Annotated in this window: 14 protein-coding genes; 11 read left to right on the top strand and 3 right to left on the bottom strand. The window is 70.9% G+C overall.

The genetic code is table 11. The features are described 5' to 3' along the window. The 4 genes from Q0D75_RS19710 to Q0D75_RS19725 all read left to right on the top strand — a co-directional run. Positions 1 to 393, top strand: a 393-nt coding sequence (locus Q0D75_RS19710) for a Fe-Mn family superoxide dismutase (RefSeq protein ID WP_291057356.1), incomplete at its 5' end; no start/stop codon positions are given. A 178-nt stretch (positions 394 to 571) separates the two neighbouring features. Beyond that, positions 572 to 1,249: a histidine phosphatase family protein gene (locus tag Q0D75_RS19715; protein WP_291057358.1), complete on the top strand. Its 678-nt coding sequence runs from the start codon at positions 572 to 574 to the stop codon at positions 1,247 to 1,249. Next, entirely contained in the window at positions 1,246 to 2,463 is a 1,218-nt protein-coding gene (locus tag Q0D75_RS19720) for an acyl-CoA dehydrogenase family protein (RefSeq protein ID WP_291057361.1), read from the top strand. The genes Q0D75_RS19715 and Q0D75_RS19720 overlap by 4 nt, the downstream gene beginning before the upstream one ends. A 289-nt stretch (positions 2,464 to 2,752) precedes the next feature. Continuing rightward, a complete protein-coding gene (locus tag Q0D75_RS19725) occupies positions 2,753 to 3,877 on the top strand; it encodes a VIT1/CCC1 transporter family protein (RefSeq protein WP_291057362.1) in 1,125 nt (374 codons plus the stop codon). Positions 3,878 to 3,915: 38 nt separating this feature from the next. On the opposite strand, the gene Q0D75_RS19730 is transcribed toward Q0D75_RS19725, so the two are convergent. After that, the gene (locus Q0D75_RS19730; RefSeq protein WP_291057364.1) at positions 3,916 to 4,923 is read right to left on the bottom strand and encodes an AraC family transcriptional regulator; all 1,008 of its coding nucleotides are present in this window, start codon (positions 4,921 to 4,923) and stop codon (positions 3,916 to 3,918) included. Between the two features lie 214 nt (positions 4,924 to 5,137). Here Q0D75_RS19730 and Q0D75_RS19735 point away from each other — a divergent pair, with 214 nt between their 5' ends. From Q0D75_RS19735 to Q0D75_RS19745, 3 genes are read left to right on the top strand one after another with little or no spacing between them, the layout of a single operon-like run. After that, positions 5,138 to 5,932, top strand: coding sequence for an SDR family oxidoreductase (locus Q0D75_RS19735; RefSeq protein WP_291057366.1), 795 nt, complete (start codon positions 5,138 to 5,140; stop codon positions 5,930 to 5,932). Positions 5,933 to 5,958: 26 nt separating this feature from the next. Next, complete coding sequence (locus tag Q0D75_RS19740; protein WP_291057367.1) at positions 5,959 to 7,200, top strand: styrene monooxygenase/indole monooxygenase family protein; 1,242 nt, start codon at positions 5,959 to 5,961, stop codon at positions 7,198 to 7,200. Position 7,201: 1 nt separating this feature from the next. After that, positions 7,202 to 7,708 (top strand): flavin reductase family protein, encoded by a 507-nt coding sequence (locus Q0D75_RS19745; RefSeq protein WP_291057369.1) that lies wholly within the window; start codon positions 7,202 to 7,204, stop codon positions 7,706 to 7,708. Here Q0D75_RS19745 and Q0D75_RS19750 read toward each other — a convergent pair. Then, the gene (locus Q0D75_RS19750; protein ID WP_291057371.1) at positions 7,705 to 8,280 is read right to left on the bottom strand and encodes a cupin; all 576 of its coding nucleotides are present in this window, start codon (positions 8,278 to 8,280) and stop codon (positions 7,705 to 7,707) included. The genes Q0D75_RS19745 and Q0D75_RS19750 overlap by 4 nt on opposite strands. Positions 8,281 to 8,432: 152 nt before the next feature. Here Q0D75_RS19750 and Q0D75_RS19755 point away from each other — a divergent pair, with 152 nt between their 5' ends. Genes Q0D75_RS19755 through mtnK form a run of 4 tightly spaced genes read left to right on the top strand, consistent with a single transcriptional unit; the run spans position 8,433 to position 13,434 of the window. Further along, complete coding sequence (locus Q0D75_RS19755; RefSeq protein WP_291057373.1) at positions 8,433 to 9,530, top strand: substrate-binding domain-containing protein; 1,098 nt, start codon at positions 8,433 to 8,435, stop codon at positions 9,528 to 9,530. A 35-nt stretch (positions 9,531 to 9,565) separates the two neighbouring features. Continuing rightward, positions 9,566 to 11,098: a sugar ABC transporter ATP-binding protein gene (locus Q0D75_RS19760; protein ID WP_291057375.1), complete on the top strand. Its 1,533-nt coding sequence runs from the start codon at positions 9,566 to 9,568 to the stop codon at positions 11,096 to 11,098. Then, positions 11,095 to 12,147 carry an ABC transporter permease gene (locus Q0D75_RS19765; RefSeq protein ID WP_291057377.1) on the top strand — a complete coding sequence of 351 codons (1,053 nt, stop codon included), beginning with the start codon at positions 11,095 to 11,097 and terminating at the stop codon, positions 12,145 to 12,147. The genes Q0D75_RS19760 and Q0D75_RS19765 overlap by 4 nt, the downstream gene beginning before the upstream one ends. A 36-nt stretch (positions 12,148 to 12,183) precedes the next feature. Then, positions 12,184 to 13,434 carry an S-methyl-5-thioribose kinase gene (mtnK, locus tag Q0D75_RS19770; RefSeq protein ID WP_291057379.1) on the top strand — a complete coding sequence of 417 codons (1,251 nt, stop codon included), beginning with the start codon at positions 12,184 to 12,186 and terminating at the stop codon, positions 13,432 to 13,434. 19 nt (positions 13,435 to 13,453) lie between these two features. Here mtnK and Q0D75_RS19775 read toward each other — a convergent pair. Further along, on the bottom strand, positions 13,454 to 15,431 hold a 1,978-nt coding region (locus Q0D75_RS19775; protein WP_291057381.1), incomplete at its 5' end, for a hypothetical protein.

A 15,431-nucleotide genomic window follows, 5' to 3' on the forward strand; every position in this document is an offset into this window, starting at 1 on the left:
TCGATCTTCTGGACCAACCTCACCCCCGACACCCAGACCCCCGAAGGCGAACTCGCCTCCGCCATCGACGACGCCTTCGGCTCGTTCGAGAAGTTCCAGGCCCACTTCACCGCCGTAGCACTCGGCGTGCAGGGCTCGGGCTGGGCCGTGCTCGGCTACGACGTCATCGGCAAGAACCTCACCGTCTTCCAGCTCTTCGACCAGCAGGGCAACATCCCCTTCGGCGTCGTCCCCCTGTTCATGCTCGACGTCTGGGAGCACGCCTACTACCTCGACTACCTCAACGTGCGCGCCGACTACATCAAGGCCGTCTGGAACATCGCCAACTGGTCCAACGTCGCCGCCCGCCTCACCGCAGCCACCACCAAAACCGAAGGCCTCCTCACCCTCTAACCTCCGCCCCTTTTCCTCACCAACCAAGGAGAAGGGTCTCCCGGCGCTGTCGCTGCGCGCAGCGCTGATCGCCGGATGTTCGGCCTCCGCCGCCTTGAGCTCCGCTCACCCCTAGGCGGAGGCCGAACATCCGGCGATCAGCGCGTCCCCCCTCTCCCAGCCCGATAAAATCCCAACCATGACCCACCTCCCCGACGGCCACCCGAACGCCGCCGCGACCTTCAAGAACGCCGCCCGCGGAACAGCCCCCCAGGTGGTGCTCGTGCGGCACGGCGAGACCGAGTGGAGCCTCGACGGCCGTCACACGGGTCGCACCGACATCCCCCTCACCCCGCGCGGTGAAGACCAGGCCCGAAGCGTCGCCCGCGTGCTCACCAACCGCCGCTTCGGCCTGGTGCTCACCAGCCCGCGCATCCGGGCCCGCGAGACGGCGATGATGGTGGGCTACCCGGAGGCCGAGGTCGACGCCGACCTGGCCGAGTGGGACTACGGCGCCTATGAGGGCCTGACCAGCGACCAGATCTCCGAACACTACGGCGACGAGTGGAACCTCTGGCGCGACGGCATCGAGGTGGATGCCGAGGGTCGCGGCGAGCAGGCCGCCGATCTGCTGCGGCGCAACCAGGCGATCATCCGCCGCGCCCACCTCACCCTGAACAAGGGCGAGGACGTGCTGCTCTTCGCGCACGGCCACTACCTGCGCACCCTCGCCGCCACCTGGATCGGCGCCCCGATCAGCACGGGCGAATACCTCGTGCTCGACACGGCGGCGATGTGCGTGCTCGGCTTCGAGCACGGCAACCAGGTGCTGCGCCAGTGGAACCGCAGCCCGTGGGCGGAGGAGTCGGGCGCATGAGCGCGGGCGCAGCATCCGGGGTCCCCCGCACGATCGCCGACCCGGCCGAGGCGCTCGACGCCCTCGCCGCGCTGGCCGAGGGCGTCACCGCGGTGGCCGCCGAGCGCGACCGCGAGGGCACGGCCCCGTTCGCCGAGGTGGCCGCTCTGCGTGCCACGGGCATCCTGCCGGCGCTGGTTCCCCGCGAGCTCGGGGGCGGGGGTCTCGGATGGCGCACGGTCTTCGAGGCGCTCCGGCCGGTGATGCGCGCCGACGGCGGTCTCGGCCACCTGTTCTCGTACCACTTCGTCAACTCCTGGCGGCTGCAGCTGAACGAGGAGACTGCCCGCATCGAGCAGCTGCAGCGCGGTCTGGCCGCCAACCACTGGTTCTGGGGCGGCGCCGGCAACCCGCGCGACGCGGGGCTCGCGCTCACGCCCGCCGCCGACGGCGGCTTCACCGTGTCGGGCCGCAAGTTCTTCGCCACCGGGGCCCAGGTCTCGGAGCGCATCACCGCATCCGGAACCCGCGTCGACACCGGCGAGCGCCTCGCGATCATCATCGACGCCACCCAGCCGGGCGTCACCCACCACGACGACTGGGCCAACAACGGGCAGCGTCTCTCGGCCTCCGGATCGGTGTCGTTCGACGAGGCTCTCGTGCCGCTCGAGCACGTGCTCGGGTTCGGCGGGCAGGAGGGGCCGCGGTACAACCCGTACGCCTCGCTGTCGATCCTGTTCTTCCAGGTGGCGCTCGAGCACGTGCACGTCGCCCTCGCCGAGGGGGCGCTGGCCGAGGCCGCCGCGTACGTGCGTTCGTCGACCAAGCCGTGGTCGACCAGCGGTGTCGCCACCGCGGTGGAGGACCCCTACATCCGGGAGCTGACCGGCGACCTCACCGCCGCGACCCGGGCCGCGGATGCGCTCACCTGGCGCGCCACCGACCTGCTGATCGAGGTGGCCGAGCGCGGCTGGGCGCTGACGGATGCCGAACGCGGCGAGGCGGCCGTGGAGATCGCGGCCGCCAAGATCGTCAGCACCAAGGCGGCCCTCGACGTGACGTCGCGCGTCTTCGAGCTCACGGGCGCGCGCGCCACCGGCGAGAAGTACGGCTTCGACCGCTACTGGCGCAACGCCCGCACCGTGACGCTGCACGACCCCGTCGCCTACAAGGCGCAAGAGGTGGGCGACCACGCCCTGACCGGCCAGTTCCCCACCCCCTCCGGCTACAGCTGACTGTGCTTGTTGCCGGTGGCGCCGGGCTTCGCTCGGCGTCACCGGGGCTCGCCGGTCCCCGCCCGGCGAGCCGCGACATGTGAGCGCGCGGTCGGGGGACGCGGCCTTCGGTCGCATCCCCCGGCCACACCCTCACCCTGGGTCATCGAGTACGGCCTGAGACGTCGGGTGCACGCTGCGGTGGTGTGGTTCGCCGGACGCTCGGGGACCGGCGGTTTCGGGGGGTCGAAAATCTGGGAGTCCTGGCGCTGGGACAGGGTGGGCGCGGGCCGGCTGCCAGACTGGTCCGATGCCCACCAGGACTCCCGCCCAGCTGCGCCGTTGGCGTCAGTACCTCGCCGACGAACGGGCCGAAGCCCAGGTGTACCGTGAGCTCGCCCAGCGACGCACCGGCACCGAACGCGAGATCCTCTCGTCCCTGGCCGAAGCGGAGGGCCGGCACGAAGAGCACTGGCTCGAGCTGCTCGGCGACGACGTCGGCAAGCCGCGCCGCGCCGACGTGCGCACCCGCATGCTCGGCGTGCTCGCCCGTCGCTTCGGCTCGGTGTTCGTGCTGGCCCTGATGCAGCGGGCCGAGGCGCGTTCTCCCTATGAGTCTGACCAGGATGCGACCGCGGCGATGGCCGCCGATGAGCGGATCCACGGCGAGGTCGTGCGCGGTCTCGCCGCCCGGGGCCGCAGCCGCCTCTCCGGCACGTTCCGCGCGGCGGTGTTCGGCGCCAACGACGGACTCGTCTCCAACCTCGCCCTGGTGCTCGGGATCGGGGCCACCGGCGTGCCCGCCACCGTCGTGCTCGCCACCGGAGTCGCCGGGCTGCTCGCGGGCGCCCTGTCGATGGGTGCGGGCGAGTTCGTCTCGGTGCGCTCGCAGCGCGAGCTGCTCGCGGCCTCCACGCCCGATCCGGATGCCCACACGGCGGTTCCGCGACTCGACGTCGACGCCAACGAGCTCGCGCTGGTGTACCGCGCTCGTGGCATGAGCGAGGAGGACGCCGAGGCCAAGGCCTACGACGTGCTGCGCGGCCTGTCGACCACCACCTCGGCCCTGCGGATCGTGCGGGCCGGGGATGCCGGGATCACCGCACCCGAGATCACCGGCGAGGCGGCCGGCGACGGCGCCGACGAGCACGAGGAGATCGGCACCGCCTGGCAGGCCGCGTTCTCGTCGTTCTGCTTCTTCGCCTCCGGCGCCATCATCCCGGTGCTGCCGTACCTCTTCGGCATGTCGGGCCTTCCGGCGGTCATCCTGGCATCCGCCCTGGTGGGTCTCGCGCTGCTCGGAACGGGTGCCGTGGTGGGCTTGCTCTCCGGTGGCCCGCCGCTGCGCCGTGCGCTCCGCCAGCTCGCCATCGGCTTCGGCGCCGCGGCCGTCACCTACGTTCTGGGGCTGCTCTTCGGCGCCACCCAGGGCTGATCCCGCGCCCCGGGCGACCGCCCGGCGACGGTTCGGCGCTAGCGGTGCAGCGTCGTGGCCGGCGGCTCGCCGTAGCGGGCGCGGTAGTCGGCCGCGAAGCGACCGAGGTGCCCGAATCCGCACTGCTCGGCGATCGCCGTGACGGTCGTGCGCCCGGCATCGGCGCGCAGCAGCATGTCGTGTGCACGACGGAACCGGATGTCGCGGAGGATGTCGGTTGGGGTGCGCCCCGAGGCCGAGCGCACGTGATCCTGCAGCGTGCGCACGGAGACGCCCAACGCCCGGGCGCAGCTCAGCACCGACAGGTCTTCGGTGGGCGCGGCCTCGGCCAGTGCCACGAATCGGCGGCGGAGGGCATCCGCGTGTCCGGGTTCCCGAGGCGGTGACCAGGTGCCGAGGGAGCGGGCGACGGAGTTGTCGACCGCCAGCAGGAAGCGGGCGATCATCAGCTCTGAGACCAGCCGGAACGGGAGCGTGCCGGTGCCCGTCGCCCCGTCGACGAGCAGGTCGTGCATCGCGAGCACCGACGACAGGAACGCCTGGCCCTCGGGCGTGTCCAGCGCCACGATCGACGAGAGGTCGAGCGATCCGGCGTCGTCGAGGTTCCAGAGCTCGCCCGCCACGCGCTCCACCTCCGCCCGGTCGAGGTAGACGATCAGGTGCGGCGTGGCCTCGTCCCACTCCATCGTGAAATCGCTGTCCAGGGGCGGAACGGTGGCGCGCCTGGGCGAGGACTGCACCTCGCCGCCGCGCGCGAGCATCCTGGCCCGTCCGCGCAGCGGGATCTGCACCAGGTGGAAGCTGCCGAGGCCCTGCGGCGCGATCCGCACTCCCCCGGAGTAGTCGAGCAGGTCGAGACCGACCGTGCTCGAGTGCGCCGAGCGGAGCGTCATCCGCACGCCGCGATCCAGCGGGGTCAGGTCGTGGGCGCAGAACAGGTCGGCGATGACCGAGTTCGCCTCGTCCACCGACTGCGCGTGCACGGGCGGACGGCCCGTGAGCAGGTCCCGGGCCCGCGGGACCGAGACGACCGGAGAGAGTGCCATGGCTCATTCTCCGCCCGCGGCCCCTCTGCTGTGAAGCGGAAAACGGCTTCCGACGTTTCGGCGACGTTACAAATCGCTGACGCACGGCTCGTTTCGCGTCAGACGGACAGAGGCTGCGCTCAGTGGATAGCCCCCGCGGATCCGGATGACTTGACTGTGGTCTACACCGCGGCCGGCATCGACGCCGCGGTACCGGACGAGTGCGGAGGCCCAGGTGGCAATTCTTCAGGATCGCGTGATGATCGTGACCGGCGGGGCGACCCTGATCGGCGAGGGTGTCGTGCGCGAGCTCGTGGCCGAAGGCGCGACGGTGGTGGTGGCCGACATCGACGAGGCCGGCCTCGCGGCGCTGCCGGAGAAGCTCGGCATCGCGGCGGTCCAGACCCGTCTGACCGACATCACCGACGACGCTCAGATCACCGCCCTGGTCGACGCGGTCGTGGCGGCGCACGGGCGGCTCGACTCGATCGTGAACCTCGCCGCCAGCTACGTCGACGACGGCGCCACGACATCCCGCGCCGACTGGCACCGGGGCCTGGACGTCAACCTGGTGAGCGCGGTGCGGATGGTCGAGATCGCCCGCCCGCACCTGGCCGCCACGGGCCACGGCAGCGTGGTGAACTTCACCTCGATCTCGTCGAAGGTCGCCCAGACCGGCCGCTGGGTGTACCCCGCCAGCAAGGCGGCCATGGTACAGGTGACCCGCTCCATGGCGCTTGACCTGCAGGCCGAGGGCATCCGGGTGAACTCGGTCAGCCCGGGCTGGACCTGGTCGAAGATCATGGACGACCTCTCCGGCGGCGACCTCGCGAAGACCGACCGCGTCGCGGCACCGTTCCACATCCTCGGCCGGGTCGGCCGCCCGGACGAGGTGGGCCGCGTGGTGGCGTTCCTCGCCTCCGACCAGGCCGGCGGCGTGACCGGCGCCGACTGGGCCGTCGACGGCGGATACTCCGCCCTCGGCCCCGAGCAGCAGAGCCCCACCATCCCCCTCCTCGCCGCCGAATGACGGCCGCAGATCGAAAGGCACCTCTCATGTCCCGTCGCATCACCATCGTCGGAGCCGGTCAGTCCGGCCTCCAGCTCGCCCTCGGTCTCCTCGACCACGGCTACCAGGTCAGGATCGTCTCCAACCGCACGCCGGAGGAGATCGCCGCGGGCCGGGTCGCGTCCAGTCAGTGCATGTTCGACACCCCGGTGGGGTACGAGCGCGAGGTCGGGGCGGCGCTGTGGGATGACGCCCCCTCCGTCGACGGGATCGGGTTCACGGTGCCGCATCCGGAGCTCGCCGGCGAGAAGGCCATCAGCTGGGCCGCGCGCCTGGACCGCCCCGCGCAGTCGATCGACCAGCGGGTGAAGTTCCCGCAGCTGATCGAGCTCGTCGTCGCCCGCGGCGGCCGGATGGTCTACGAAGACGCCGGCGTCGACGACCTGGAGCGCTACACCGCCGAAGACGACCTCGTTCTCGTCGCCGCGGGCAAGGGCGAGATCGCCCGCCTGTTCGAGCGGGATGCCGAACGCTCCACCTTCGACGCCCCGCAGCGCGCCCTGGCGCTGACCTACGTGCACGGCCTCACCCCCGACGCGGACTTCTCCAAAGTGGCCTTCAACCTCATCCCGGGCGTGGGCGAGTACTTCGTCTTCCCCGCCCTCACCCTCACCGGCCCCTGCCACATCATGGTGTTCGAGGGTGTCCCCGGCGGCCCGATGGACCGATTCGCGGGAGGTCTCACCCCCGAGGAGCACCTCGAGGTCTCCAAGGACATCCTGCGCACCTTCCTCCCCTGGGAGGCGGAGCGGGCCGAGGAGGCGACTCTCACCGACGACCTGGGCGTGCTCCAGGGGCGGTTCGCCCCGACCGTGCGGAAGCCGATCGCGACCCTGCCCTCCGGGCGCACCGTGCTCGGGATGGCCGACGTCGTGGTGCTCAACGACCCGATCACGGGGCAGGGCTCCAACAACGCCTCGCGCTCGGCCCAGAGCTACCTGGGCTCCATCCTGGAACGCGGCGATCTGCCCTTCGACGACGCCTGGAAGACGGATGCCTTCGAGACCTACTGGTCGGTGGCCGAACCGGTCGTCTCCTGGACCAACGCCATGCTGATGCCCCCTCCCCCGCACGTGCTGCAGCTGCTCGGCGCGGCATCCGCCCAGCCCGTCATCGCCTCGCGGTTCGCGAACGGCTTCGACGACCCGGCCGATTTCGGCGAGTGGTTCCTCGACCCCGCCGGCGCCGAGACCTTCCTCGCGGAGGTCATGAGCGGGGAGCGTGCCTGAGATGGCTGAGCCTCGCTTCGACCTGCGCGACTTCCGCACGGCGCTCGGCCAGTTCGCGACCGGGGTGGCGGTCATCACCACCCGCACCGACGAGGGCGCCCGCGCCGGGATGACCGCGAACTCGTTCGCCTCGGTGTCGATGGATCCGCCGCTCGTGCTCTGGTGCCCCGGCAAGCAGGTGCCGAGTGCCGCGAGCTTCGAGCGCTCCACGCACTTCGCCATCAATGTGCTGGCGAGCGGTCAGCGCGCGCTGTCGCGGCAGTTCGCCACCCCCTCCAGCGACAAGTTCGCCGGGGTCGCGGTGCGCGAGGGACTGGCCGGCGTGCCCCTCCTGGAGGGCGCCCTCGCCACCTTCGAGTGCCGCACGGTCGCCCGCCACGACGCCGGTGACCACCTCATCTACGTGGGAGAGGTCGAACGCTACGAGTACGCGCCCGACGCCCCGCTGGTCTTCCACGCCGGCAGCTACCACGACACGGCCACCCACCGCTCCGTGCTGGCTGGCTAGGCCGGGACGGAGGCCAGCTGGTCGTAGGTGGCGAACTTCGCGGCCACGTCGGAGCCGGTGAAGTGGCCCACCCAGCCGTCGTCGTCGTGGAAGAAGCGCACCGAGACGTAGTCGGGGTTGGTGCCCATGTCGAACCAGTGCGTGGTGTCCTTCGGCACGGAGAGCAGGTCGCCGGCCTCGCAGAACACGGCGTGCACCTTGCCGTTGGCGTGCAGGTAGAAGACACCTGACCCGCGGGCGAAGAAGCGGTCTTCGTCGTCGTCGTGCTGGTGCTCGTCGAGGAACTTGCTGCGAGCCGCCTCGGCCTGGGCACGGTACTCGTCGGTGTCGGCGGGGGTGATCGAGACGACGTCGACCAGCGTGTAGCCGTGATCGGAGTTCACGCCGTCGATCTCGGTGCGGTAGGCCTCGAGCACCTCGTCTTGCGTGGGCTCGGCCGAGAGCTCCTTGAGCTCCCAGCGGCTGAAGCGGGCGTTCAGGCCGGCGAGCACCTCGTGGATGGTGTCGAAGTCGCGGGTCTGCAGTTCGGGAGTTGTGGGGTCGGTGTCGTTCCACACGGTGAGCAGCGTCATGCCTCAATGCTATTGCTCCGGATCGGCTCCCTACCTCAGAGGGCGCTGGAAAGTAACAGAGGGACACACAATTCGTCACATAACTCGCCACAGGAGTTGAATCTAGAGGCACCCACAGCCCCCTTGCCCCAACCCGTCCCGAAGGAGCCGTCATGGCCATCCCCCGCAAAGCCGCGGTACTCACCGCTCTTCTCGCCGCCGGCGCCCTCGCGCTGACCGGCTGCGCCCAGTCCAGCGGCAGCACCGAGTCGGCCGCCGAGTCCACCACCGCGGCCACCGCCTCCGCTCCCCTGCCCGCGCCCTTCGACGGTGACCCGGTCAAGGTCGCCCTGGTGCGCCAGAGCGGCGCCGGCGACTACTTCGAGGCCTGGGGCGCCGGCGCCCAGGCCCAGGCGAAGTTCGCCAACATCGATCTTCAGGTCACGGATGCGCGCAACGACAACGCGAAGCAGGCCAGCGACCTCGAGCAGGCCATCGCCAGCAAGCCCGACGCGATCATCGTCGACCACGGCCAGACCGACACCCTCCAGCCGCTGATCACCGAGGCTGTCGCGGCGGGCATCCCGGTCGTCGTCTACGACCTCGCCCTCACCGACTCCACCGGCGTCATCACCACCAGCCAGTCCGACGAGTCGATGGCCTCCGGTGTGCTCGACCAGCTGATCGACGACGTCGGAGACGGCGCCAAGGTCGGCTACGTCTCGGCCGAGGGCTTCGCGGCGCTCGACCGCCGCGCGGTCGTCTGGAACAAGTACGTCGCCGACCACAAGCTCGACGTGGTGTTCTCCACCGGCAAGGTGAGCGAGTCCACCGCCACCGACAACATCCCGCTGGTGGATGCCGCGCTCAAGCAGAACCCGGATGTGCAGGCGATCTTCGCGCCGTACGATGAGATCACCAAGGGCACGGTTCAGGCCGTCATCCAGAACAATCTCCAGGACAAGGTGAAGGTGTACGGGATCGACATCTCCAACGCCGACATCGAGGTCATCACCGCCGACGGCAGCCCCTGGGTCGCCACCTCGGCCACCGACCCCGCCGCCGTCGGCGCCGGTGTGGTGCGGTCGCTGGCCCTCAGCCTCGCCGGCCAGCTCGACGAGACCGACGTGCAGTTCCCGGCCAAGACGATCACGCAGCAGTTCCTCGCCGACAACTCCATCACCAACGTGACCGAGCTGCGCGCCGCGGAGCCCACCCTGAAGCTCGACGACACCGTCGTGGCGGATTGGCTGCCCGCGGTCTCCGAATGACCTCTGCCTCATCCGCTCCGATCGAGGGGCACGACGTGCGCGTCGTGTCCCTCGTCGGTGTTTCCGTGGCCTACGGATCGAACGTCGTGCTCACCGACGTCTCGCTCGACTTCCGGGCCGGCGAGATCACGGCGCTGCTCGGCGCGAACGGCGCCGGCAAGTCCACGCTGATCAAGGCGCTCTCCGGCGCCAACTCGCGCTACAGCGGCGAGATCCTGGTGGGCGGCTCGGTCGCCTCGCTCGGCTCGCCCGTTCAGGCCCGCCAGCTGGGCATCTCGGCCGTGCACCAGAAGGTGGCCGACGGCATCGTGCCAGGGCTCTCGGTGGCCGAGAACCTCACGCTCGACGACCTGGCGCACGCGTCGAGGCATCCGCTGCGCAACCGGCGAGCCGCCTTGGCCGACGCCCGGGCCGCCCTCTCGACGCTCGGTCTCGACTGGCCCGACAGCGTGCTCGATCAGGATGCCGACCGCCTCGCGATCTCGGACGCCCAGCTGCTCGTGCTCGCGCGGGCGCTGCGCAGCACCCCTCAGCTGCTCATCCTCGACGAGCCCACCTCGGCGCTCACCGCCGCCGAGGCCGAGCGGCTGTTCGCCGTGCTGCGCTCGTTGCGCGAGCAGGGCCTCTCGATCGTGTACGTCTCGCACCGCTTCGGCGAGATCGAGGCGCTGGCCGACCGCGTGGTGGTGCTGCGCGACGGCATCGTGCAGAGCAATGCTGTGCGCCCGTTCGAGTGGAACGAGATCCTGCACGACATGCTCGGCCGCGCCACCGACCTCGACCACGACCGGGGCGAGACCCACCGCGGTTCCGGCGTCGTCGCGACTCTGGACGGCATCCGGCTCCTTCCGGAATCGGAGCCCGTCGACCTCGACATCAAGGCCGGCGAGGTGCTCGGCATCCTGGGCCTGATCGGCGCGGGTAAGACCGAGATCGCCGAGCTGCTGGGCGGCCTGGCCACTCCGATAGCCGGCTCGCTCACCCTGCAGGGTGAGCCCTACGCACCGAAGCGACCGCGCGACGCGATCACCGCGGGCGTGGTGCTAGTGCCCGAAGACCGGCAGAAGCAGGGCATCCTGCCGGGCTGGTCGGTGCTGCGCAACATCACACTCCCCTTCCTCTCCGAGTCCAGCGTGTTCGGGCTGGTGCGCCGCCGCACCGAGCGCTCGCGCGCCGAGACCGTCATCCAGACCCTCTCCGTGGTGGCGAGCGGGCCGGATGCCTCGATCGACGACCTCTCCGGCGGCAACCAGCAGAAGGTCGTGGTGGGCCGCTGGCTCTCCGCCGACCCCAAGCTCGCCATCCTCGACGAGCCGTTCCGCGGCGTCGACATCGCCGCGCGCCGCGAGATCGGCGCCCGCCTGGCTGCCCTCGCCGCCGACGGGGCCGCCGCCGTGGTGCTCTCCAGCGACGTCGACGAGATCTTCGAGGTGGCCGACCGCATCGTCGTGCTGGTCGGCGGCTCGGTCGAGCTCGACCGCTACGCCGACGAGGTCGACCGCTCCACCGTGATCGGCGCCTTCCTCGGCCAGTCCCACCCGTCCGGCCCCCGAAAGGACCCCGCATGACCAGCCCGAGCGTGCTCGCCCCGAAGAGCTCCGCCGGAGAACGCGCCTCGGCCTTCGTGGTGAAGTGGGGCTTCGTCGCCGTCACCCTGGCACTGATCCTGTTCTTCCTGATCACCGAGCCGAACTTCCGCACCGTCGACAACATCTTCGGCATGCTGAAGTTCATCGCGCCGACGGCGATCGCGGGGCTCGGCGTGATGCTGGCCATGACGGTCGGCGGCATCGACCTCTCGGTGGGCGCCTCGGCCGGCTTCGCAGTGTCGATCGCGGCCTGGACGATGGTGATCGCCAACCAGGTCGGCGGGGTCGCCGTGACGGTGGTGCTGATCTGCGGGCTGCTGATCGGGGCGCTGAACGCCTTCTTGATCGTCGTCGCGCGCATCCCCGACCTGCTGGCGACCCTGACCACGATGTTCGTGATCGTGGGGCTCAAGCTGATCATCGTCGACGGCAAGTCGATCTCGTCGCAGATGACGCTCTCGAACGGCACCACGGCGCCGGGCAAGTTCACGGCCGACTTCCTGTGGCTGGATCGCGGCTCGATCGGGCCGGTACCGGTGCCCGTCATCATCTTCCTGGTGATCACCGTGCTGCTCTGGTTCCTGCTCGAGCGCACCCGCTGGGGCCGCGCGCTGTTCGCCGTGGGCACCAACTCCGAGGCCGCCCGGCTCTCCGGCATCCGGGTGCAGTGGTACCGCACCGCCGCCTACATGGGCTGCGGACTGCTCGCCTCGATCGCCGGTCTGCTGCTCGCCGCGCGCATCGGGCAGGGCGACGTCTCGGCCGGCAACTCGCTGCTGCTGGATGCCGTGGCCGTCGCGCTCGTGGGCGTCTCGGTGCTCGGGATCGGGCGCCCGAACGCCTGGGGAACCGCTCTCGGCGCCGTGCTGATCGCCGTGATGGTGACCGGGTTCACGATGCTCGGCCTGCCGTACTACGCGCAGGACTTCGGCAAGGGCATCGTGCTGCTGATCGCCCTGCTGTTCAGCTTCACGTTCTCGCGCCGGCGCACCGTGGTGACCGCCGGCTCCACCACCTCCGCCTCGTAGACCTTCCGTTTTCGCACCGTTCGGGATCCGCCGCTCATGACCGACTTCACCCAGCTCCGCTCCGACACCGTCGCCGCGTACCTCGCCTCCCGCCCCGCCCTCGCCTCGCGGATCGACGCCTCCGCGCTGGCCTCCGTGCGCGAGGTGGGTGACGGCAACCTCAACCTGGTGTTCATCCTCGCCGACGTCTCGGGGGCATCCCTCGTTCTCAAGCAGTCGCTGCCGCACGTGCGCACCGACCCCTCGTGGCCGATGACCCGCGAGCGCTCGGCGCGTGAGGCCGTGGTGCTCGCGGCGCACGAGGCGGCGGATGCGGCGCACGTGCCGGCGCTCTACGACTTCGATCCGGAGCACTACGTGCTGGCGATCGAGAACCTCTCCGACCACCGGGTCTGGCGCAACGAACTGAACGCCGGTCGCGTTCACGCGTACGCCGCCGCTTCGCTCGGGCAGTACGTGGCGCGCACGGCGTTCGCGACCTCGCCGCTCGGCCTCGACCCGCTCGAGCACAAGCGCTTGATCGCGCGCGCGGTGAACCCCGAGCTGCAGCAGATCACCGAAGACCTGGTGTTCACCGAGCCGTACATCGCGCACCCGCACAACGCGGTGCTGCCGGCGAACGAACCGGACGTCGCGGCCCTGCGCGCCGACCACGCCCTCGTGCGCGAGATGGGCCTGGCGAAGCTGCGGTTCATGACGACCGCGCAGTCGCTCATCCACGGCGACCTGCACACCGGGTCGGTGTTCGTGCGGGCGGCGGCCGGGTCGGCCGACGCGGTGGACGGTGCGGATGCGCCCGCGGATGCCTCGGTGCGGGCCTTCGACAGCGAGTTCGGCTTCGTGGGCCCCACGGGCTTCGACCTCGGGGCCCTGTGGGCGAACTTCATCATCGCGGCGGCGCGCGCCGAGGCGCTGGGCGAGAGCGATCGTGCCGCGCTCATCCTCACGCTGCCCGGCGAGCTCTGGGCGTCGTTCGAGACCGAGTACCGTTCCCTGTGGCCGTCCCGCATCGACCCGCGCGTGTGGGGCGACGAGGTGCTCGACGCCTGGCTCGCCGGCATCCGCGACGACGCCGCGATCTTCGCCGCGGCGAAGGCGATCCGCCGCATCGTCGGCTTCGCCAAGGCCGCCGACATCGAGACCCTCCCACCCGCCCAGCGCGAGGGCGCCGCCCGCGGCGTCCTCCGTGCGGGCCGGGCACTGGCGCTCACGCGACGGGGTATCGCGGACGTGGATGCGCTGGCGGCGGAGTCCCTCGCCATCCTGCGGGTAGCCGGGGCGCGCTAGCGGTTTCGCGCGGGCGGGGCTACACGTCGAAGGTGAAGGTGGTGCCCAGGGCGTGGTCGGCAATGGCCTTCTGGATGAGGGTGAAGGCCCAGAGGCCCTCGGCCGTGGACTCGCCGCCTGCGTCGCCGCTGGCCGTGGCGACACCGCCTGCGGGGGCGATCGAGTCGAGCACCGCACCTCGGCCCTCGAAGGCACCGGTGCCCACGTTGCCGGTGTAGATCGGCGTGAGGGCCGAGTTGTTGCCGAGGAACCAGGTGGCGACGGTCTTCGCGGAGCGCCGGTACGAGGCCGCCCGGGTGGATCGGTCGCTGCGGGTGGACTGCTCCCAGGCATCCGCCAGCTCGAGCAGGCCGCCGATGATCGGGGTCTCCTGGTAGACGGATTGCGCGCTGTTCGTGTGGAACGAGGCGGCCCATCCGGAGATGCCCGTGATGCGCTCCCGGGTGCGCACGTTGTTGCCGCCGGTATCCGCGTAGTGGTAGGCGTGCTGGCCGTAGAAGGTGTCGGCCGAGTAGGTGACGATGTCCAGCAGCCCGTCGAGGGCCGCGGCGGACTGGCCGATGTCGCGCTTCAGCCGGTAGGCCTTCGCGAGCGCGTAGATCTGGTGCTGGCCCCAGGCCTGCCAGTCCCCGGCCACCGGGTCGTCGATGAAGATACCGTCCCGCCAGTCCGTGCTGCGGAACTGCTTCGAGGTCACCCGGTTGATGCCCTCGTCGATCTTCGCGTACACCACCGAGGCCGCCACGGGGTCGTCGAGCGCACTCGAGGATCCTCCGGCCGCCGCACCGGTCTGAGGGAGCAGGGGGCTCCAGACACCCCAGGCGCCGCCGGTCTGCAAGGCGCGATAGGTCTCGACGTAGCCGATGGTGAACATGCTCGCGAGGCGGTTGTCCAGGGTTCCGAGGTCGTACTGGGTGCTGTTCCTCAGCAGGCGGTTCAGGTGGTTCTCCAGGAACCCGCCGAACGTCGACTCGTCGGCCGTGAGGCCACCGCCGAGCGCCTTGCGCTTCTGCATCATCTGCAGCCCGAGAGCGAGCGCCCAGAGCAGCCGGGCGTCATCCGCCCCCAGCTCGTGGGTGCTGGTGGTCCAGTCCTTCCGGATCGCGAGGAGCGACCCGGTCGCCGGCCCGGTGGCGCTGCTGTAGAGCGGGCCGTCGTAGACCGGCGCGACATCGGCGCCCGCCGTCGACTGCAGGTCGTCCATGGCGATCGAGAACGGCGGATGCGCCACGAAGGGATCGGCGCGCGCGTACCCGGCGCCGTCCGGGATGATGTGGGCGGGGTCCGACTCGAACTGGTTCCAGGCCGCCTTCGATCCGCCCGCACCGAGCGGCGGGTACTGGCTGCGCCGCACGAACTCCGAGCGGTACATGTAGTGCTTGTCCTGCGACTGCATCGGGTCCCAGGCGAACATCGCCGGCGCATCCAGCCAGGCGAAGTTGTAGACCTTGCCCTCCATCGTGAGCAGGTAGCCGCAGAAGGTGAGCAGGGCACGCGCCCGCAGGTACGAGCCCTCGGTGCCGTTCAGCAGATAGTCGGTGACGAGGGCGATCGCGGTGCGCGCCGAGTCGTCGACGCAGGTCGCCCCCTCCGCGAGGTCTTGGTAGGGATTCCAGCCGTTGTCGCGCCAGCCGCCGGGCTTCTGCTGCGCGTAGAGGGTCATCGCCTTCATCGGCCAGGAGTTCACCGCCGCGAACCCGCCCGTGCCGAGCACGGCCTCGTAGTAGGCCGGGGTCGGCCAGCTGACGCCGTGCTGGTCGGTGCGCTGCCCCGCGCCGGTTCCGGATGCGTAGGTGAAGCCGGCGACGGTCGATCCGCTCTGCGTGTGCACCGTCTGCAACTGCCAGTCGAGGTGGTCGAAGCGCAGGGGGAAGTCCGCGAAGTCGACGGCGCGGGTCGCCGCCCGCGCCGCCTCGACCGGGCCTAGGGCGACCCGGCCGAGCGACGCGAGGGCGGCCGCGCCGGCGGCGGCGCCGAGGAAGGTGCGGCGCTTCATC

It is taken from the genome of Herbiconiux sp. (assembly GCF_023264855.1).
GTDB lineage: Bacteria > Actinomycetota > Actinomycetes > Actinomycetales > Microbacteriaceae > Herbiconiux.